Here is a 17,985-nt window from a genome sequence, read left to right on the forward strand (position 1 = left end):
GCGGTGAGGCGGCGGCCATGGCGGAGACGGCGATCGACTACGGCGCGGTGTTCAAGGCTCTGCCCGGCATGGTGGCGCTCCTGACACCGGAACTCGTGTACGCGGACGCCAACGACGAGTTCGTCCGCGTCTCCGGTCGCTCGCGCGAGCAGCTGATCGGCAAGTACCTGTTCGACGTCTTCCCGGACAACCCGAACGACCCGGCCGCGACGGGCATGCGCAATCTGGAGGCGTCGCTGTACCGCGTCCTCGCCACCGGGGAGCGCGACGCGATGGCCCTGCAGCGCTACGACGTCGAGGACCCGGAGCGGCCCGGCGAGTGGTCGAAGCGCTACTGGAGCCCCGTGAACGCACCGCTGCTCGGCGCGGACGGCGAAGTCGTGCTGATCCTGCACCGCGTGGAGGAGGTCACGGAGCTGATCCGGGCCCGGGGCGGCTCTCCGGGGGACCGGGGCAGCCGGTCGCAGGTTCTGGAGGCCGAGCTGTACACCCGGGCCCGCGAACTGCAGGAGCTCAACGAGCGGTTGCGGCAGGCGCACTCCCGGGAGCGGGAGGTGGCGCTGGCGCTGCAGGAGGCGATGCTTCCCGCACCCCGGCAGATCCGCAATCATCCGGCCGCCGTCCGGTACCGCCCCGCGGTGGGCGCGCTCAACGTGTGCGGCGACTGGTACGACCTGGTCGACCTGGTGGGTGGTGACCGGATCGGTGTGGCCGTGGGCGATGTGGTCGGGCACGGCCTGGAGGCGGCCGGAGTGATGGGCCAGCTACGCAGTGCGCTCACCGCGGCCTCCCGGGTCGCCGACGGGCCGGCCCAGGCCCTGGACGTACTGGGGCGCTACGCCCACGTCATCGACGGAGCCGAGTCGGCGACCGCCGCCACGACGTTCATCGACTGCGACCGGCACATCATCACGTACAGCAGTGCCGGGCATCCGCCGCCCGTGCTCGTCCACGCCGACGGGCGCACGGAGTTTCTCGACCAGGCCACGGACACGCCGCTCGACGCCCGCCCGGACCCGATCCCGAGACCCCAGGCGGAGACCACGTTCACGCCGGGCGCCACGCTCGTGCTCTACACCGACGGCCTGATCGAACGGCGTCGCGAGGACATCGACAAGGGCCTGGAACGGCTCGCCGACGCCCTGCACGGCCACCGGGACCAGGACCCCGAGACGCTGGCCGACACCGTTCTGCTGGAGTTGCTGCCGCCCGGCGGTGCCACCGACGACACCGCGCTGATCATCGTGCGCCTGTGAGCTACATCCGGGTTCTGCCGTGGTCGAGCAGCCGGACGCGGTCGACGTTCTGCCGGTCCTCGGCGTCCGCACTGGGCTCACCGGCGAACCAGGCGTCCAGGATCTCCGTCAGCAGCGGCTGGGACGTCAGCCGCAGGCTGAGCGCGAGCACGTTGGCGTCGTTCCAGCGGCGCGCCCCGTCGGCCGTGTAGGCGTCCGTGCACAGGGCCGCCCGTACGCCGGGCACCTTGTTCGCGGCGATGGAGGCGCCCGTGCCGGTCCAGCAGCACACCACCGCCTGGTCGGCCGTTCCCCCGGCGACCTCGCGGGCCGCCGCCTCGGAGCACACCGCCCACTGCGGGTCGTCCCCCGGGCGCAGCGCGCCGTGCGCGCGCACCTCATGACCTCGCTCGCGCAGGGCGGCCACGAGGGAGCGGGCGACGGGTTCGTCCATGTCCGAGGAAACAGCGATCCGCATGCCTGGCAGGTTACTCTCCGGTGCCGCCGAGTCCACCGGCCCACGGCGGCCGTCGCGCCCGCAAGAGCCACCCGCAGGTCAGGCACCCCCGCTATCACGCCAGGCCGCCCGTTCGGCTTGCCCGTCACCCGGGTGGCGCAGCACGCTGATCCCGCGACCCTCCCCAGCCGCAGGAGTACCACCGGACTCCCCCGCCTGACTGACCATCAGTCAATTGGCGAAGGATCTGTGTCCTCCGCCCGCACGAGGTGCCCGGTGACCGCGCCTGCACCTACACTGGCACCCCACGACATGCCGGTTGACCTGCTGGAACGCGGCGGTTGAGGCCGCCGCGAGAGTCGAGGAGCGCCCGCTTTGTTCTACTACCTGCTGAAATATGTGCTGCTGGGCCCGCTGCTGCGACTGGTCTTCCGGCCTCGAATAGAGGGCCTGGAGCACGTTCCCGCTGAGGGCGCCGCGATCATCGCCGGTAACCACCTGTCGTTCTCGGACCACTTCCTGATGCCCGCCATCCTCAAACGGCGCATCACCTTCCTCGCCAAGGCCGAGTACTTCACGGGCCCGGGCGTCAAGGGCAGGCTGACGGCGTTCTTCTTCCGCAGCGCGGGGCAGATCCCGGTCGACCGCTCCGGCAAGGACGCGGGCCAGGCCGCCATCCGCGAGGGCCTCGGCGTGCTGAGCAAGGACGAGCTGCTCGGCATCTACCCGGAGGGCACCCGCTCGCACGACGGCCGGCTCTACAAGGGCAAGGTCGGGGTGGCGGTGATGGCCCTCAAGGCCGGCGTCCCGGTGATCCCCTGCGCGATGATCGGCACCTTCGAGGCACAGCCGCCCGGCAAGGTCATCCCCAACATCCACCCCGTGGTGATCCGCTTCGGCGAGCCCCTCGACTTCTCCCGCTACGAAGGCATGGAGAACGAGAAGGCCGTGCTGCGCGCCATCACCGACGAGATCATGTACGCGATCCTCTCGCTGTCCGAGCAGGAGTACGTCGACCGGTACGCGGCCGTGGTGAAGGCCGAGGAGGCAGCCGCCACGAAGGAGCGGAAGTTCCGTCGCATGCCCCTCAGTTGAGCTCTGCTGTCGGCAGATGACCGTTCCCGGCCGAGGTTCGGCGATCTACGGTCGCGGCATGAGACGTGCTGTGGTGATCGGGGCGGGCGGGCAGATCGGCAGGCCCGCGGTGCGGGTGCTGGCGCGGGACGGCTGGGAGGTGACGGCCGCGTCGCGCGGCGGCCTCCGGGACGAGAACTGGCCCGTCGAGGTGCGGACGCCGCGCCTGGACCGCGAGGACGACGCGGCGCTCGGCGCGCTGATCGGCGACGGCTGCGACCTGGTGGTCGACCTGGTCGCCTACGGGGCCCGGCACGCACGGCAGCTCACGGGCCTGGCCGACCGGATCAGCTCGGCCGTGGTGGTGTCGTCCGTGTCGGTGTACGAGGACGGCGAGGGCAGGGGCTTCGACACCATGGGTGAGCCGGACGGGCTCCCGCAGTACCCCGTGCCGATCACGGAGGACCAGGTCACGGTCCCGCCGGGGGGCACCACGTACAGCACCCGCAAGGTGGCCCTGGAGCGTGAACTCCTCGCGGCGGCCGACCGGTTGCCCACGACCGTGCTGCGGCCGGGCGCGGTCCACGGACCGTACAGCCCGCTCCCCCGCGAGTTGTACTTCGTCAAACGGAACCTCGACGGCCGGCGCAGGCGTGTGCTCGCCTTCCGGGGTGAGAGCGTCTTCCACACCTCGGCGGCGCGCAACATCGCCGAACTGATCCGGCTCGCGGCGGCCCGGCCGGGCTCCCGGGTGCTCAACGCCTGCGATCCGCGGCCGCCGGCCGTGTCGGAGATCGGAGCCGCGGTGGACGCGGTCATGGGGGTGGAGACGGACACCGTCCTGCTGGACGGGCCCGCGCAGACGTCCGTGGGCCGTACGCCCTGGTCGGCGGAGCTGCCCGTGCTGTGCGACATGTCCGCCGCGGAACGGGAGCTGGGCTACCGGCCGGTCCTGGCCTACCCGGACAGCCTGCCCGAGACGGTCGAGTGGCTCACCCGCCGGCTGTCCGAGCAGGACTGGCAGGCGGCGTTCCCCACCCTCGCCCGCGCCTACCCGGACCTCTTCGACTACGCGGCGGAGGACGCCTGGTTCGCGGCCCGGCGGACATGAGGAAGGGGCGGCCGGTGTCCCGGCCGCCCCTCACCACCGTCGGACGACGGCTACGGCTTCGGCGTGGCGTGCGGCGCGCAGGTCACGTCGGCGCCGTCCAGCTTGCCGGTGAGCAGGTAGCTGTCCACCCGGGGGTTGATGCAGGGGTTCACCAGGCTGGTGACACCGTGCGAGCCCGCGTCCTTCTCGGTGATCAGACGGGAGCCCTTGAACCGCTTGTGCAGCTCCACGGCACCCTCGTACGGGGTTGCCGCGTCGCGCTCGGACTGGACGATGAGCACGCCGGGCAGACCCTTGCCGGTCTTGACGTTCAGCGGCGTCTGCTGCTTGGCGGGCCAGGTGGCGCACGGCAGGTTCATCCAGGCGTTGGCCCAGGTCATGAACGGGTGGTCCTTGTGCAGCCGCGTGTTGTCGCGGTCCCAGGTGCGCCAGCTGGTGGGCCACTTGGCGTCCGCGCACTCCACGGCGGTGTAGACGGCGTTGCCGTTCTCCGATGACGCGTTGCCGACCGTGTCGGACAGGTCCGGGGCGGCGGCGTCGACGAGCGCCTGGGTGTCACCGGCGACGTACTTGCTGAAGACCGAGGCGGTCGGCGCCCAGGCGGAGTCGTAGTACGGGGCGCTCTGGAAGAAGGAGATGAGCTCGGCCGGGCCGACGACCCCGCCGATGGGGTTCTTCTTCGCGGTGGCGCGCAGCTCCAGCCACTTCGCCTGGACGGCGGCGCGGGTGGTGCCCAGGTGGTAGGTCGCGTCGTTCGCGGCGACCCAGTCCTGCCAGTCCTTCCAGCGGCCCTCGAACGCGACGTCCTGGTCCAGGTTGGCCTGGTACCAGATCTTGTCCCGCGAGGGGTTGACCACGCTGTCGACGACCATGCGGCGCACGTGGCCCGGGAAGAGGGTGCCGTAGACGGCGCCCAGGTAGGTGCCGTAGGAGACGCCGAGGAAGTTGAGCTTCTTCTCGCCGAGGGCGGCGCGGATGACGTCGAGGTCGCGCGCGGTGTTCGGCGTGGTCATGTGCGGCAGCATCGCACCGCTGCGCTCCTGGCAGCCCTCGGCGTACTCGCGGGCCAGCTTGCGCTGGGCGAGCTTGTCGGCCTCGGAGTCGGGCACCGGGTCGGCCTTGGGCGCCTTGACGAACTCCTGGGGGTCGACGCAGGAGATGGGCGCGGACTTGCCGACGCCGCGCGGGTCGAAGCCCACGAAGTCGTAGGCCTTGGCCACGTTGGCCCAGACGGCGTTCTTGTTGGTGACCCGGGTCGGGAAGCGCAGCCCCGAGCCGCCGGGCCCGCCGGGATTGTAGATGAGCGCGCCCTGCCGCTCGGCCTTGGTGCCGGTGTTTCCGATGCGGTCGACGGCGAGCTTGATCTGCTTGCCGTGGGGCTTGGCGTAGTCGAGCGGCACGGTGACGTACCCGCACTGGATCGGCTTGGCCAGGTTCCAGTCGGCGGGGCAGTCCTGCCAGTCGATGCCGGCCTTCGCGGCCCGGGCGGCGGCGATCGCGGCGCCCTTGGCCTCCCGGTCCTGGCCGTGGCTGCCCGCGCTCGCGTTCGCGGTGGGCGCCGCCACGGCGCCGGCTATCAGCGTGGCCGTGACGAGCGCGCCGGCCGAACCGAGCGCCGCCACCCGCCTCTTCGGTCTCGAACCCCTCAAGGGGGACCTCCCCGTACCTCGTTGAGATCAGTACGGGCGATCCTCCCGGTTGTGGGGTCCCTGACAACAGGGGCACGCGCCCTTCGTTGCCAATCCGATAAACGGAGAGGGTGTGCTCATCTACGGACACCCGGCCTGCGGGAGCCGGTCGCCCTGGGGCGGACGCCCAGGTCTACCCCAGCGACGCGAGGGCCTCGTCGAGCAGCCGCCTGAGCCGGAGCGCGTCCGGCGCCACCGCGGTCACCAGCGCGGCGGGCCCGGCGAGCGGCACCAGCGAAGCCCCCTCCCCCAGCACCCGGGCCGTCACCGGCTCGGCGGCGAACTCCGGGCGCACCAGGACCAGTTGTCCAACGGCACGGTGCCCAGCCAGTACGGCGGGCCCGTCCCAGCCGCCCGGTGCACCGGGCCCGCAGGACAGCTCCTGGTCGAGCACGGCATGGCCGGCGACCCGCACCGTCAGACGGCTCGTGAGCCGCCCGGGTTCCTCACCGACGCGTCCGAGCACCTGTTCCTCGCGCAGCACGAGCCGGGCCGTCGCGGCGAGTTCGACGCGGGTGGTGACATGGAGGTCACTGCTCCGGGCCGAGATCAACTGCTCGGGAAGCCAGTGCAGTTCGGCGCGGTCAGCGACGGCGAGCCGGACGTCGTAGCGGGCTTCGCCCTTGGCCTGTCCGGGCAGGGCGATGGTGGCGGCGGCCGACCCGACGGACAGCCGCGCGCCCTCCTCCACCCGGCCCTGAACGGTGAAGTGGTCACCGCCGAGCGGCCCGCTCATCGCGCCGACCAGCATGACCCGCGCCCCGGCGCCGGTGGCCCGGGTGCGCCGCAGCGCCAGGGGCCCGTCGCTCTCCAGCACGGGCAGCGAGGTCCCGCCGCGCCCGTCGTCCCGGGCGACGATCCGCGCGACGGACCGCACTCCGGCACCGGCACGCACGCTCACGCCCTCCACGCGGCGAGCTGCGCGCGCACCCACGCGGCCACGTCCGCGACCCCGGCCTCACTGCGCAACGACTGGAAGACCACGGGAAGTTCGGCGCGTTGCGCCTTGGCGTCGGCAGCCATCCGGGCGAGGTCGGAGCCGACGTAGGGGGCGAGGTCGGTCTTGTTGACGACGAGGAGGTCGGCGGTGGTCACGCCCGGGCCGCCCTTGCGTGGGATGTCGTCGCCCCCGGCCACGTCGATCACGAAGATCTGGGCGTCGACGAGCCCCTTGGAGAAGGTCGCGGTGAGGTTGTCCCCGCCGGACTCCACGAGCACCAGATCGAGTGCCCCGACCGCGTCCTCCAGGTCCTCCACCGCTTCCAGGTTCGCGGAGATGTCGTCCCGGATCGCGGTGTGCGGACAGGCGCCCGTCTCCACGGCCGTGATCCGCTCGGGCGGCAGCACGGCCTCGCGGAGCAGGAACTCGGCGTCCTCCCGCGTGTAGATGTCGTTGGTGACGACGGCGAGCGACAGCTCCTCCCTGAGCGCCCGGCAGAGCGCGGCGACGGTGGCGGTCTTCCCGGACCCCACAGGGCCGCCGAGCCCGATGCGGAGCGCTCTGCGGGTGCCGTCGGGGCGGTGGGCGTCCGCGCTGAGGGCGGTGGAGGTGTTGTGGTGGTGATCGAGGTGCATGTGCGGCTCCTGGTGAGGCGGGCCCGGGGTGGCGGGCGATGATGGCGAGGTGCGGGTGAGTGGGGGCTGATCGCGCAGTTCCCCGCGCCCCTGAGGGGCTGGTCTGCGGGGCGTCCGGGAGGCGGCTACGACGCGAACAGCCGCACCGGCCAGGCCGCGTGCGCCTCCGCGCCGATCTCCAGCAGCGGCGCCGACGCCGCGGGCAGTGCGTCGACCCCGTCGTCGACCACGCGTCGCGCCGCCTCCACCGCACGGTCCACCACGCGGTCCACCTCCGGCGCCAGCCGGGCCAGGACCGCCGTTGCGTCGAAGGGGTCCAGGCTGAGCAACCGCACCGTCGCCGAGGCGGGCCCGCTCACACTCTCGTACGCCGCGCAGTACGCCGCGTCCACCGGACCCAGCCCCGCGGCCCGGGCGGCCAGCCCGAGCACCACCGGCTGATGCGCCCCCTTGGGGAACTCCCTCCCCAGTCCGTCCAGTTCGGCGGACGGCCAGGTCGCCCGGGCGGCCCGCAGCAGCTGCCTGCCCAGTTTCCGGGCGGCGGTCCTCAGCGCGGGCGACGGCGTGCGCGCGTCGGCGGCACGGTCCAGCGCGACGGGGTCGATCCCCAGCGCCGCGGCCGCCGACAGGCCCGCCGCCGTCAGCCCCGCCGTGTGCAACCGCCCCCGGCAGAACTCCCCCAGGCTCGCCGCACCACTGATCCGCCCGGCCTTGACCGCCGCCTCGGCGCCACCGGAATGCGCATGGCCCCCGGCGGGAAACCGTCCGTCGGCCAGGACGAGAAGCGCTGTACGTGACATCGGATCACCCTCAGAACAGGAAGTACCGCTGCCCCATGGGCAGTTCGGTAGCAGGCGCCGCCTCGACGAGTTCCCCGTCGATGTGCACGGCGAAGCTGTCGGGGTCGACCCGTACCTCGGGCCGCGCGTCGTTCTCGCGCATGTCGGCCTTGGTGACCCCGCGCGTCGACTCGATCGCCGCGAACCGCTTCCCGAGCCCCAGCCGCTCCGGCAGTCCGGCCTCGACGGCCAGGGGCGCGACGAAGTTGAGGGAGTTGGAGGCAGGGGCCCGCCCGATCGCCCCGTACATCGGCCGCGGCAGGATCGGCTGCGGCGTGGGGATCGAGGCGTTCGCGTCGCCCATCTGCGCGTACGCGATCTGCCCGCCCTTGATGACGAGGTGCGGCTTGACGCCGAAGAACGCCGGCTCCCACAGCACCAGGTCGGCCAGCTTGCCGCTCTCCACCGACCCGACCTCCCGGGCCAGGCCCTGTGCGAGCGCGGGGTTGATCGTGTACTTGGCCACATAGCGACGGACCCGACGGTTGTCGGCCCGTCCGTCCCCGGGCAGCGCGCCCCGCCGCCGCTTCATCACGTGCGCGGTCTGCCAGGTCCGCATGACGACCTCGCCGACGCGCCCCATGGCCTGGGAGTCCGAGGAGATGATCGAGATCGCTCCCAGGTCGTGCAGCACGTCCTCCGCCCCGATCGTGGACGGCCGGATCCGGGACTCGGCGAAGGCCAGGTCCTCCGGCACCGCGGGGTTGAGGTGGTGGCACACCATCAGCATGTCGAGGTGTTCCTCGGCGGTGTTGACGGTGAACGGCCGGGTCGGGTTGGTGGAGCTGGGCAGCACGTACGACTCGGAGACCACGGTCATGATGTCCGGTGCGTGCCCCCCGCCCGCGCCTTCGGTGTGGTAGGCGTGGATGCCCCGTCCGGCGATCGCGGCCAGCGTGTCGCCCACGAAACCGGCCTCGTTGAGCGTGTCGGTGTGGATGGCGACCTGGATGCCCGTCCGCTCGGCGACGGTCAGTGAGGCGTCGATGACCGCCGGGGTGGAGCCCCAGTCCTCGTGCAGCTTCAGGCCGAGCGCGCCGCCGCGGATCTGCGACAGCATCGCCTCGTGGGAGACGGTGTTGCCCTTGCCGAGCAGGCCGATGTTGAGCGGGTAGGCCTCCATCGCCTCCAGCATCCGGGCGAGGTGCCAGGGGCCGGGGGTCACGGTGGTGGCTTTGGACCCCTCGGCCGGGCCGGTGCCGCCGCCGACGAGGGTCGTGATGCCCGAGGAGAGCGCCTCGTCGGCGATCTGCGGGCAGATGAAGTGGACGTGCGCGTCGATCGCGCCGGCCGTGAGGATCCGCCCGTTGCCCGCGATGATCTCGGTCTCCGGGCCGATCACCAGCTCCGGGTGGACGCCGTCCATGGTGTCGGGGTTGCCGGCCTTGCCGATGCCGGTGATCCGGCCGTCGCGGATGCCGACGTCGGCCTTGACGATCCCCCAGTGGTCGATGATCACCGCACCGGTGATCACCGTGTCCGGGCTGCCCTCCGCGCGAGTGACCCGCGCCTGGCCCATGGACTCGCGGATGACCTTGCCGCCGCCGAACACGGCCTCGTCACCGGCGAGTCCGGGACCGCCGGAACGGTCCTCCTCGATCTCTACCAGCAGGTCGGTGTCGGCGAGGCGGATCCGGTCGCCGGTGGTGGGGCCGAACAGGTCGGCGTACGCGGCACGCGAGATCTCAGGCATCGAGGGCACCTCCGGTCTCCCCGCGCAGACCGGGCACCACACGGGCCCCGGCCAGCGGAACGAGTTCGACGTCGACGGGAATCCCGGGCTCGAAGCGCACGGCCGTGCCGGCGGCGACGTTCAACCGCTTGCCGCGCGCGGCCGCCCGGTCGAACTCGAGACCGGGATTGGCCTCGGCGAAGTGGTAGTGGGAGCCGACCTGCACGGGCCGGTCTGCGGCATTGAGGACGGTGAGCCGGGTGACCTCGCGCCCCTCGTTGTAGGCAATCGGGTCCTCGGCGAACAGGATCTCTCCGGGAATCACGGCGTCCTCCCGGTCAGACGATCGGCTCGTGGACGGTGACGAGCTTGGTGCCGTCCGGGAAAGTGGCCTCGACCTGGACGTCGTGGATCATCTCCGGGATGCCCTCCATGACGTCGTCCCTGGTCAGGATTTTGCGCCCGGAGGACATGAGGTCCGCGACGGTCCGGCCGTCCCGCGCACCCTCGAGGATGTGCGAGGTGATGAGCGCGACCGCCTCGGGGTGGTTGAGCTTCAGCCCGCGGGCCCGGCGCTTCTCGGCGACGTCCGCCGCCACGTGGATCAGCAGTCGTTCTTGCTCGTGCGGGGTCAGCTGCACGTCCCACCTCACAGTCGTCGCTCCGGGCGGTGCGGGGCCCGGTTGCCGCGGCCACGGGGCAAAGTGCCAGGTGGCGTGGGACGGCAGGCTAGTTGGAGCGCGTTTCGGGCACGTTAACCGAGCTGTGATCAACCGGTCGGCGTGTCTCCGCCCCGCATGCCGGTCAGCGCCCGCAGACCGTCTCGGAGGACCTCGACCGGTGCCGGGCCGAAGAGGGACTGCTGGGTGATGAACCCGAGCACGGCGGCGATCATCGTGCGGGCCACATGGTCGGGCTCCACGTCCGCCCGCATCATCCCGGCCTCCTGGTAGCGCTCGACGATCCTCCCCCAGGCCGCGCGGACCGAGCCGTAGCCCTCCTCCAGCAGCAGCGCCAGCTCCTCGTTGCGCAGGGTCTCCGTCCAGACCTGGACGACGAGCCGGGGGAAGGCGGGCCGGCCGTCGACGACGAGGGACTCACGGGCGGCGAGCGTGCTGCCGAGGACGGAGGCGACGAGTTCGTCGGGCGGCGGGGGCGGACTCTGCCGCGCCGCCTCCTCGAAGGCTTCACGGACCGAGCCGAGCACCTCGGCGACGATGGCGCCGATCAGCTCCTCCTTGCCGCTGAAGTAGCGGTAGACCGCACCGGCCGAGAGGTCGACCTCCTTCAGCACGTCCTGCATGGACGTGGCGTGGAAGCCGTTGCGGGCGAAGCAGAGCGCGGCGCCGTCGAGGATCTGGCGGCGGCGGGCGTCGAGGTGTTGCTGGGACACGCGGGCCATGATCCCCAAAGTAAAACGAATATTCATTCTTGACAAGACGCCACGACCGGAGCACGGTGAAGGCAAGGAAAAACGAACGATCCTTCTTTTTTCGTTCCGGTTCCGCTCGCCCCAGGAGAGCCTCATGCCTTCCCGCAACCGCCCCGTGATCGCGGTCGTCGTCCTCATCCCCGTCCTGGCAGCGCTGGCCCTGTGGGCCTTCGCCTGGCCGGCCTCCCGCATCGCGCCCCGCGACCTGCCGCTGGGCGTGGCAGGACCGCCCGCCGCGGCGGCCCAGGCCGAGCGGCAGCTGGAGCGGCACGAGGGCGCCTTCGAAGTCCACCGCTACGCCGACGAGGCCGCCGCCCGGGACGCCATCGAGGACCGGCGCGTGTACGGCGCGGTCGTGGTCACACCGCAGGGGCCTGAACTGCTGACCGCGTCCGCGGCCGGGCCGGCCGTCGCCCAGTTCCTCCAGCAGGCCGTGGCACAGCAGGCCGCCGCCCAGGGCACACCGGTCAGGACGGTCGACGTCGTGCCCACCCCGGCCGGCGATCCGCGCGGCGTGGTGCTGAACGCCGCCGTGCTGCCGCTCGCCCTGGCCGGCATCGCGGCGGGCGCGGTGGTCACCCTGCTGGGGCTGCGCGGTGGCCGGGCCGTCCTCGCGCTGCTCGGCGCGTCCGCCCTGGTGGGTGTGGTCGCGGCGGGGATCGCACACAGCTGGCTCGGGGCGCTCGGCGGAGCCTGGTGGGCGGAAGCCGGTGTGCTCGCCCTGTCCACGCTGGCCGTCGGCGGCGCCGTCGCCGGACTCGCCGCCCTGATCGGCCCCGCCGGCACGGGCATCGGGGCCGCTCTGGTGATGCTGATCGGCAACCCCTTCTCCGGCGCCACCTCGGCCCCGCAGATGCTGCCGGAGCCGGCCGGCGCGATCGGGCAGTGGCTGCCGCCCGGCGCGGGCACGTCGCTGCTGCGCTCGGTGTCGTACTTCGACGGCGCGGCGGCGACCGGCCCCGGCCTGACACTGGCCTGGTGGGCGGTGCTGGGCCTGGGCGCCGTGCTGCTCGGCGGCTCCCTCAGGGCCCGGAAGGCGGGCGCCGGCCCCGCAGCCGACCGCCGGGAACTCTCGGCCGTCGCCTGACCGGCACATGCATGAGGGGACCGTGCGCCTCCGTCGTAGCGGACGGGGCGCACGGTTTTCCGTTTGTGCGGGACCGGGACTCGGTCTTCGTCTGTGCGCGGCCGAAGATTCAGGTTCCGGCATCTGCCCCTACTGCGCCGGGAACTCAGACATCCGTCCCTCCTGCGCCGGGGACTCAGGCATCCGCCCCACGGGGGCCAGGCCCGCCGTCCCCATAGAACCCCGGTGGCCGGCCCTCTGGTGCTCCGGCGCGATGCCCGCGAAGCTCCTGGAGGAGCGGATCTCTTCCTGGGGGCACCGGTGGACGCGACCTCGGCGAACGCCGTGATGGCCCAGTTCATGCACTTGGAGCATCAGGCCCCGGAGCGCGACATCTCGCTCTGCATCAACTCCCCCTGCGGCGGCTTCCATGCGATGACGGCGATCTACGACACGATGCAGTACGTCTCCTGCGACGTGGCGACGATCCTCCTCGGCCAGGCCGGCGCCGCCGCCCCGGTGCTGCTGGCGGCGGGCACACCCGGCAAGCGATGCGCGCTGCCCGGCGCCCGCCTGGTGGTCCATCAGCCGGCGCTGCCCGAGCCGGTCCAGGGCCGGGCGAGCGTTCTGGCCATCCAGGCGGATGAGTTGACCCGCATCCGGCGTCGGATGGAGGAGATGCTCGCACCGCACACGGGTCGCGAACGGGAGCAGCCGCCCTGGCCCGCGGCGAGGTTCCTTGATGCACCGACGAGGCGAGACGGATCTGCACGCCGGCACCCTGGCCCGGGCGCCTGCGGGTGCTGGACGGCGAGCGGCGCACCGCCCGGCTCACCCTGCCTCCGGAATCCGTCAGTTGACGCGAAGCCGTCGGTCCGGACGCCCGCCGCGACGGCGGAGCGTTTCGAGCTGAGTTGAAACGGACCAAAAGACGTACCGCTGTTCGGAGTAGGCGGGAGACCGATTTCAGGGCCCTTCCGGTTGCGCAACGCGCGTGGCCGGAGGGCGGAATGGGACATTCCGTCGCTGGTCCGACGGTCCGCGAACCCATGGACGGTGGCGCGAACGCACACGTGTCCACCCGAACGGGTGAGTGGTGAGTAACAACACAAATCCCCGGTTCCGTTGGGAAATCCGGACAGGCATCCGCCAAGATCCCTGTTTGACGACAAGCCCCCGCCGCTGTGGCGGGGCGATCCGGGCGGACGCCGAGTCCTGCCGCCGCCCGGATGACCGGTCGACAGGAGTGGATCGGCAGGAGTGGAGGACCCAAGCACGACGGGTCGCCGGGACGGTCACGCCATGACCGGACACGAGCAGCCCTTGGGGTGAAGCCGCGTCAGCGGCCGGGCAACTTTGTCAGCCCGAATCCGACAGGTCATCCTTCACAGGCGGCTGACGAAGGGTTGCGCATGACTGCGCTCAATCGTGTCCCGTCGCTCATGGCCCGAGCCGGTACGGCCTCGGCGCTCACCATCGCCGCGGTGGGCGGCTCGATCGTGGCCCCCGGCTTCGCCTCCGAGGCCGCGGCAGCCACACCGGCGACCAAGGCACTCCAGATCGCGGCCTCCAAGAAGGGTTCCCCCTACAAGTACGGGGCGATAGGGCCGCACCGGTTCGACTGCTCGGGGCTCACGCTCTACTCGTTCAAGAAGGCCGGCAAGAAGCTCCCCCGCACGGCTGCCCAGCAGTACAACAAGACGCGCCACATCTCCGCCAAGAACCGCAAGGCGGGAGACCTGGTGTTCTTCCACTCGGGCAGCAACGTGTACCACGTCGGTATCTACGCGGGTAAGAACAAGCTCTGGCACTCCCCGAAGAGCGGGGACGTGGTGCGACTGCAGAAGATCTGGACCAAGAGCGTCTGGTACGGGCGCGTGAGGTGATCCGCCCGGCGTGCGGCGGCGTCCCTGACGCGCCGCCGCACGCCGGAGCGTGACACGGGCTCGAGTGGATACCCGTCCCGTCATGGCCGAGCACCGTCCCTGCACCGCGCGCAACGAGACTCCGCTGCAACGCGCCGACCGCAACTTCGTCGAGCTGCTCCAGGAACTCCGCGTCACCCAGACGGGTGTGCAGATCCTCTTCGCCTTCCTGCTGTCGCTGGCCTTCACCTCGCGCTTCGGCGACCTCGACACGGTCCAGCGCGTCACCTACGTCATCACGCTGCTGCTTGCGGTCCTGGCCGCCGCGCTCTTCACCGCGCCGGCCGCGCTGCACCGCTCGCTCTTCCAGCAGGGCGCCAAGCCCCGCGTAGTGCAGGTCTCCTCGCGCCTGGCCACGACCGGTCTGAGCGTGCTGGTGTTCGCCTTCAGCGGTTCGGTGCTGCTGGTGGTCGACGTGACCACCGGCCGTACCGGTGGCATCGCCGCGGGCGCCGCGACCTTCCTGGTCTGCGTCGGACTGTGGGGGGTGCTCCCCCGGCTGGTGCGACGGGCGGGGCTGCGGGGGGACCGTGACGGGGCCGAGAAGACCACCGCGGAGCAGCCGGAGGGGGCCGGGGCCAGGATCCCCGCACCGCTGCGGCGCACTGTCGGGCAGCCGTCAGGGCTTCGAGGGGCTGCAGCACACCAGGAGGCGTCGGCTCGGCACCGGTGAGGGCCGCGGGCTCCGGTGGGTCGCAAGGCGCGGAGCGGGCTGCGGAGAGGCGTGGGTGGCCCGGATGTGGGTCGCGCGGGCCGGGGTGCGTAGGGGGCACCCGATGGGAGGTGCTTCGGGTACTTCGGGTCTTCCGGGTGGGACAGGTCCCGTTGTGACCGGCTACGGCTCCTGCTGGCCCGCCGTCGTGACCGGCCGGACCGGAACGGCCCACGGGAGCTCGATCGAGATGGTCTTGCCGCCTTCGCGGGTCGGGCGGATACGCATCCTGCCGCCGCACTCGGCGGTCAGCCAGCGGATGATGACCAGACCGCGGCCGTTGTCCTGCTGGACGGCTGCGGGCAGGCGTCTGGGAAAGCGCGGGTGGCTGTCCGTGACACCGATGCGCAGATGTTCGTCGCGGTCCAGTTCGACGTCCACGGTGAAGGTGGGCGACTGGCCGAAGGTGTGCTGGACGGCATTGGTGGCGAGTTCCGAGATGATGAGCCGGACGGTGTCGGACGCCTCCGTGTCCGCCGGCAGGCCCCACTCCGCCAGCGTGCTCACCACGTAGGCACGCGCTGCGGAGACCGAGGCGGGATCGCTCGGCAGAGTGACGGATGCTTCCAAATGGTCTGCCATGGCGACGTCGTCCCTTTCCCACGGGACCGTGGCCCGACACGGAGCGGATGGTTCGAGTACGGTCCCGGACTGGTGCTTGCTCGTCAGACTGCCACCAGAACACCCGTGAAGGTCGGCGATCCACCAAGATATGCATATATCTGTCGCTCAAAGCGGTGAACTCTGCGACGCGAGACCGTATTTGGGTGGCTCCGAAGGAGTAAGGAGGAGCCCATGCAGCACGGTCCCGCGGTGCGCCGCCGGAAACTGGGCGCCGAACTGCGTGCGCTGCGCTCCTCGGCGGGGCTCACGAGCGGTGAGGCGGCCCGGCTGGTGGGCTGGCACCAGTCCAAGGTCAGCCGGATCGAGACGGGCACGAGCGGGGTGAAACCGGCCGATGTGCGGTTACTTCTGGACGCCTACGACGTGAGCGACTCCCAACTGCGCGAACTGCTCATGGTGCTGGCGGGCGCCGAGGACGGCGGCGGCCGGCACCACTGGTGGCACGCCTACCGCGGGGTACTGCCGCCGACCTACCGGGACTTCATCAGCCTGGAGTCCCAGGCCGGCGCGATGCGCACGCTGGAGACCACCGTCGTCCCGGGCCTGCTCCAGACGCCCGAGTACGCGCGTGCGGTGACGCGGGCCGCGGTGGAGGGGCTGGCGGAGGACCGGCTCGACACGCTGGTCGAGGTGCGGCTGGCCCGTCAGGACGTGCTGCGCGCCGATCCCCCGCTGAAGCTGAGCGCGGTCCTGGACGAGGCGGTGCTGCGGCGGGAGGTGGGCGGGCCCGGGGTCATGACCCGGCAGCTGGAACGGCTGCTCGAGGCGGCCCGGCTGCCCCAAGTGCGCCTGCAGGTGCTGCCGTTCGCCGCCGGGGCGCACATCGGTGTCACCGGCCCTTTCGTTATCTTCTCATTTTCGAGCACTTCTGATCTGGATGTGGTTGTTCTCGACCACTTGACGAGTAGCCTCTACCTCGAACGGAAAGAAGACCTCCAGGCCTACACGGAGGCCTTCAACGCCCTTCAGATCCACGCCCTTTCGCCCGAGGACTCGTTGGATTTCATCGCCGGGACAGCCGCCGGCGCGTAAGGAGGCACCATGCGTGCACTGCCTCGTCACGTCCCCTCAAGCATCGAACTGCACGGTGTGCGGTGGGTGCGCAGCAGCTACAGCACCGGCGCGAACAACTGCGTCGAGACCGGGTGTCCGGACGCCCCGCCCTGGGCCGGACTGCTCGCCGTGCGCGACTCCAAGGATCCGGCCGGACCCGCGCTGCTCTTCTCCAGGGGGAGCTGGGCGGCCTTCGCGGCCGGTGTGGACCGTATGTAGGCGCGTCTGCGGGCGCGTTCGATCAGACCGTCATCGTGCGACGCACGGCCGTGTCACGCCGACTCATGGCCGCGTCTCGCCGATCAGCCGTACAGCGCGTTCGATCTGCTGACCGGTCAGGTCGGCGCGTGCGGTCAGCCTGAGCCGTGAGATGCCGTCCGGCACGGAAGGGGGCCGGAAGCACCCCACGGCCAGGCCGGCCGCGCGGCATTGCGCCGCCCAGCGCACGGCGTCCTCGGGAGAGGCCGCCCGCACCGAGACCACCGCGGCGTCCGGACGGACCGCTTCCAGGCCCGCGGCGGTCAGGCGTGCGTGCAGTTCACCCGCCACCGCGCGGGCCCGTGCCGCCCGCTGCGGCTCACGGCGCAGCAGCCGCAGGGCCGCCAGGGCCGCCCCCGCCGCCGCGGGGGCGAGTCCGGTGTCGAAGATGAAGGTCCGGGCCGCGTTGACGAGGTGGTCGACGACCCGGGCCGGGCCGAGGACGGCTCCGCCCTGGCTGCCGAGCGACTTGGACAGCGTGACCGTCGCGACGACGTCGTCCGCGCCCGCCAGGCCCACGGCGTGCGGAGCGCCGCGGCCGCCGTCACCGAGAACGCCCAGTCCGTGGGCGTCGTCCACGACCAGCCCTGCGCCGTGCTCCCGGCAGGCCGCGGCGAGCGCGGTCAGGGGCGCCGCGTCGCCGTCGACCGAGAAGACCGTGTCGGACACGGCGACGGCCGTGCCCTCGTGGGTCGCCAGTGCCTTGCGCACGGCGTCCGGCTCGGCGTGCGCCACGACCTGGGTGGTGCCGCGGGCCAGCCGGCAGCCGTCGATGAGCGAGGCGTGATTGCCCGCGTCGGAGACGATCAGTGAGCCGTGCGGGGCCAGCGCGGTCACCGCGGCGAGGTTGGCGGCGTAACCGGAGGAGAAGACGAGGGCCGCCTCGAAACCGCAGAAATCGGCCAGTTCCCGCTCGAGTTCGGCGTGCAGTTCGGTGGTACCGGTGACGAGCCGGGAGCCGGTGGAGCCGCCGCCCCAGTCGCGCGCGGCCCGGGCGGCGCCCTCGGTGACCTCGGGGTGGCGGGCCAGACCGAGGTAGTCGTTGCTCGCCAGGTCGAGGAGCGGCGAATCGGCCGGACGGGGGCGCAGAGTCCGTACGAGTCCGGCGCGGGCACGCAGCTCCGCCTGCTCGTCGATCCAGCCGAACGCCATGGGTGGTCCTCCGGGGAATTTGTAGGCAGTGCACAGACACTAGCGGGATCACCAGCAGGTCACTGTGTGGCAATACCCACACCTCGAAGCGGCTCTGTTGTACGAACTCTCC

19 protein-coding genes, 1 pseudogene and 1 riboswitch are annotated in these 17,985 nt (G+C 71.8%); of the genes and pseudogenes, 9 read left to right on the forward strand and 11 right to left on the reverse strand.

The genetic code is table 11. The features are described 5' to 3' along the window. Positions 1-17 precede the first annotated feature (17 nt). Positions 18-1,256 (forward strand): SpoIIE family protein phosphatase, encoded by a 1,239-nt coding sequence (locus AB0F04_RS28155; RefSeq protein WP_362046260.1) that lies wholly within the window; start codon positions 18-20, stop codon positions 1,254-1,256. A 1-nt stretch (position 1,257) separates the two neighbouring features. Here the strand turns inward: AB0F04_RS28155 and AB0F04_RS28160 are convergent, their stop codons facing one another. After that, positions 1,258-1,713, reverse strand: a complete 456-nt coding sequence (locus AB0F04_RS28160) for an RpiB/LacA/LacB family sugar-phosphate isomerase (protein WP_362046086.1) — start codon at positions 1,711-1,713, stop codon at positions 1,258-1,260. Between the two features lie 354 nt (positions 1,714-2,067). On the opposite strand from AB0F04_RS28160, the gene AB0F04_RS28165 reads away from it, so the two are divergent. After that, complete coding sequence (locus tag AB0F04_RS28165) at positions 2,068-2,787, forward strand: lysophospholipid acyltransferase family protein (RefSeq protein ID WP_104781978.1); 720 nt, start codon at positions 2,068-2,070, stop codon at positions 2,785-2,787. Positions 2,788-2,845: 58 nt separating this feature from the next. Continuing rightward, the gene (locus tag AB0F04_RS28170) at positions 2,846-3,877 is read left to right on the forward strand and encodes an NAD(P)-dependent oxidoreductase (protein ID WP_362046089.1); all 1,032 of its coding nucleotides are present in this window, start codon (positions 2,846-2,848) and stop codon (positions 3,875-3,877) included. Between the two features lie 50 nt (positions 3,878-3,927). Here the strand turns inward: AB0F04_RS28170 and AB0F04_RS28175 are convergent, their stop codons facing one another. The 8 genes from AB0F04_RS28175 to AB0F04_RS28210 all read right to left on the reverse strand — a co-directional run bounded on the left by AB0F04_RS28175 (position 3,928) and on the right by AB0F04_RS28210 (position 11,053). Further along, positions 3,928-5,526: an alpha/beta hydrolase gene (locus AB0F04_RS28175; RefSeq protein ID WP_362046092.1), complete on the reverse strand. Its 1,599-nt coding sequence runs from the start codon at positions 5,524-5,526 to the stop codon at positions 3,928-3,930. Positions 5,527-5,698: 172 nt separating this feature from the next. Then, on the reverse strand, positions 5,699-6,475 hold the full coding sequence (locus AB0F04_RS28180) for an urease accessory protein UreD (protein WP_362046094.1): 777 nt from the start codon (positions 6,473-6,475) through the stop codon (positions 5,699-5,701). Then, positions 6,463-7,140, reverse strand: a complete 678-nt coding sequence (ureG, locus tag AB0F04_RS28185; protein WP_362046097.1) for an urease accessory protein UreG — start codon at positions 7,138-7,140, stop codon at positions 6,463-6,465. The genes AB0F04_RS28180 and ureG overlap by 13 nt, the downstream gene beginning before the upstream one ends. A gap of 125 nt (positions 7,141-7,265) precedes the next feature. After that, complete coding sequence (locus tag AB0F04_RS28190) at positions 7,266-7,940, reverse strand: urease accessory UreF family protein (RefSeq protein WP_362046099.1); 675 nt, start codon at positions 7,938-7,940, stop codon at positions 7,266-7,268. 10 nt (positions 7,941-7,950) lie between these two features. Continuing rightward, positions 7,951-9,672 (reverse strand): urease subunit alpha, encoded by a 1,722-nt coding sequence (locus AB0F04_RS28195; RefSeq protein ID WP_362046102.1) that lies wholly within the window; start codon positions 9,670-9,672, stop codon positions 7,951-7,953. Further along, positions 9,665-9,976 (reverse strand): urease subunit beta, encoded by a 312-nt coding sequence (locus tag AB0F04_RS28200; protein WP_053674249.1) that lies wholly within the window; start codon positions 9,974-9,976, stop codon positions 9,665-9,667. The genes AB0F04_RS28195 and AB0F04_RS28200 overlap by 8 nt, the downstream gene beginning before the upstream one ends. Before the next feature lie 13 nt (positions 9,977-9,989). Further along, positions 9,990-10,292 (reverse strand): urease subunit gamma, encoded by a 303-nt coding sequence (locus AB0F04_RS28205; protein ID WP_362046106.1) that lies wholly within the window; start codon positions 10,290-10,292, stop codon positions 9,990-9,992. A 128-nt stretch (positions 10,293-10,420) separates the two neighbouring features. Next, positions 10,421-11,053 (reverse strand): TetR/AcrR family transcriptional regulator, encoded by a 633-nt coding sequence (locus AB0F04_RS28210; RefSeq protein ID WP_362046109.1) that lies wholly within the window; start codon positions 11,051-11,053, stop codon positions 10,421-10,423. A gap of 124 nt (positions 11,054-11,177) precedes the next feature. On the opposite strand from AB0F04_RS28210, the gene AB0F04_RS28215 reads away from it, so the two are divergent. From AB0F04_RS28215 to AB0F04_RS28230, 4 genes and pseudogenes are all read left to right on the forward strand, one after another. Continuing rightward, the gene (locus AB0F04_RS28215) at positions 11,178-12,170 is read left to right on the forward strand and encodes an ABC transporter permease (protein WP_362046112.1); all 993 of its coding nucleotides are present in this window, start codon (positions 11,178-11,180) and stop codon (positions 12,168-12,170) included. A gap of 253 nt (positions 12,171-12,423) precedes the next feature. Then, positions 12,424-12,851, forward strand: a pseudogene (locus AB0F04_RS28220) (ATP-dependent Clp protease proteolytic subunit); the annotation flags it as partial. Between the two features lie 494 nt (positions 12,852-13,345). Further along, positions 13,346-13,558: riboswitch (cyclic di-AMP (ydaO/yuaA leader) on the forward strand. A gap of 3 nt (positions 13,559-13,561) precedes the next feature. Then, positions 13,562-14,035: a C40 family peptidase gene (locus tag AB0F04_RS28225; RefSeq protein ID WP_053674244.1), complete on the forward strand. Its 474-nt coding sequence runs from the start codon at positions 13,562-13,564 to the stop codon at positions 14,033-14,035. 82 nt (positions 14,036-14,117) lie between these two features. Next, positions 14,118-14,747 carry a DUF6328 family protein gene (locus AB0F04_RS28230; RefSeq protein ID WP_362046115.1) on the forward strand — a complete coding sequence of 210 codons (630 nt, stop codon included), beginning with the start codon at positions 14,118-14,120 and terminating at the stop codon, positions 14,745-14,747. A gap of 162 nt (positions 14,748-14,909) precedes the next feature. Here the strand turns inward: AB0F04_RS28230 and AB0F04_RS28235 are convergent, their stop codons facing one another. Continuing rightward, positions 14,910-15,368: an ATP-binding protein gene (locus AB0F04_RS28235; RefSeq protein ID WP_362046118.1), complete on the reverse strand. Its 459-nt coding sequence runs from the start codon at positions 15,366-15,368 to the stop codon at positions 14,910-14,912. A 213-nt stretch (positions 15,369-15,581) separates the two neighbouring features. On the opposite strand from AB0F04_RS28235, the gene AB0F04_RS28240 reads away from it, so the two are divergent. Together AB0F04_RS28240 and AB0F04_RS28245 are read left to right on the forward strand one after the other, a co-directional pair. Then, positions 15,582-16,442: a helix-turn-helix transcriptional regulator gene (locus AB0F04_RS28240; RefSeq protein ID WP_362046121.1), complete on the forward strand. Its 861-nt coding sequence runs from the start codon at positions 15,582-15,584 to the stop codon at positions 16,440-16,442. A 9-nt stretch (positions 16,443-16,451) separates the two neighbouring features. Further along, on the forward strand, positions 16,452-16,682 hold the full coding sequence (locus tag AB0F04_RS28245) for a DUF397 domain-containing protein (protein ID WP_362046124.1): 231 nt from the start codon (positions 16,452-16,454) through the stop codon (positions 16,680-16,682). A gap of 63 nt (positions 16,683-16,745) precedes the next feature. On the opposite strand, the gene AB0F04_RS28250 is transcribed toward AB0F04_RS28245, so the two are convergent. Further along, positions 16,746-17,873, reverse strand: coding sequence for an 8-amino-7-oxononanoate synthase (locus AB0F04_RS28250; RefSeq protein ID WP_362046127.1), 1,128 nt, complete (start codon positions 17,871-17,873; stop codon positions 16,746-16,748). Positions 17,874-17,985 lie beyond the last annotated feature (112 nt).

Source organism: Streptomyces sp. NPDC029041, from assembly GCF_040637515.1.
GTDB lineage: Bacteria > Actinomycetota > Actinomycetes > Streptomycetales > Streptomycetaceae > Streptomyces.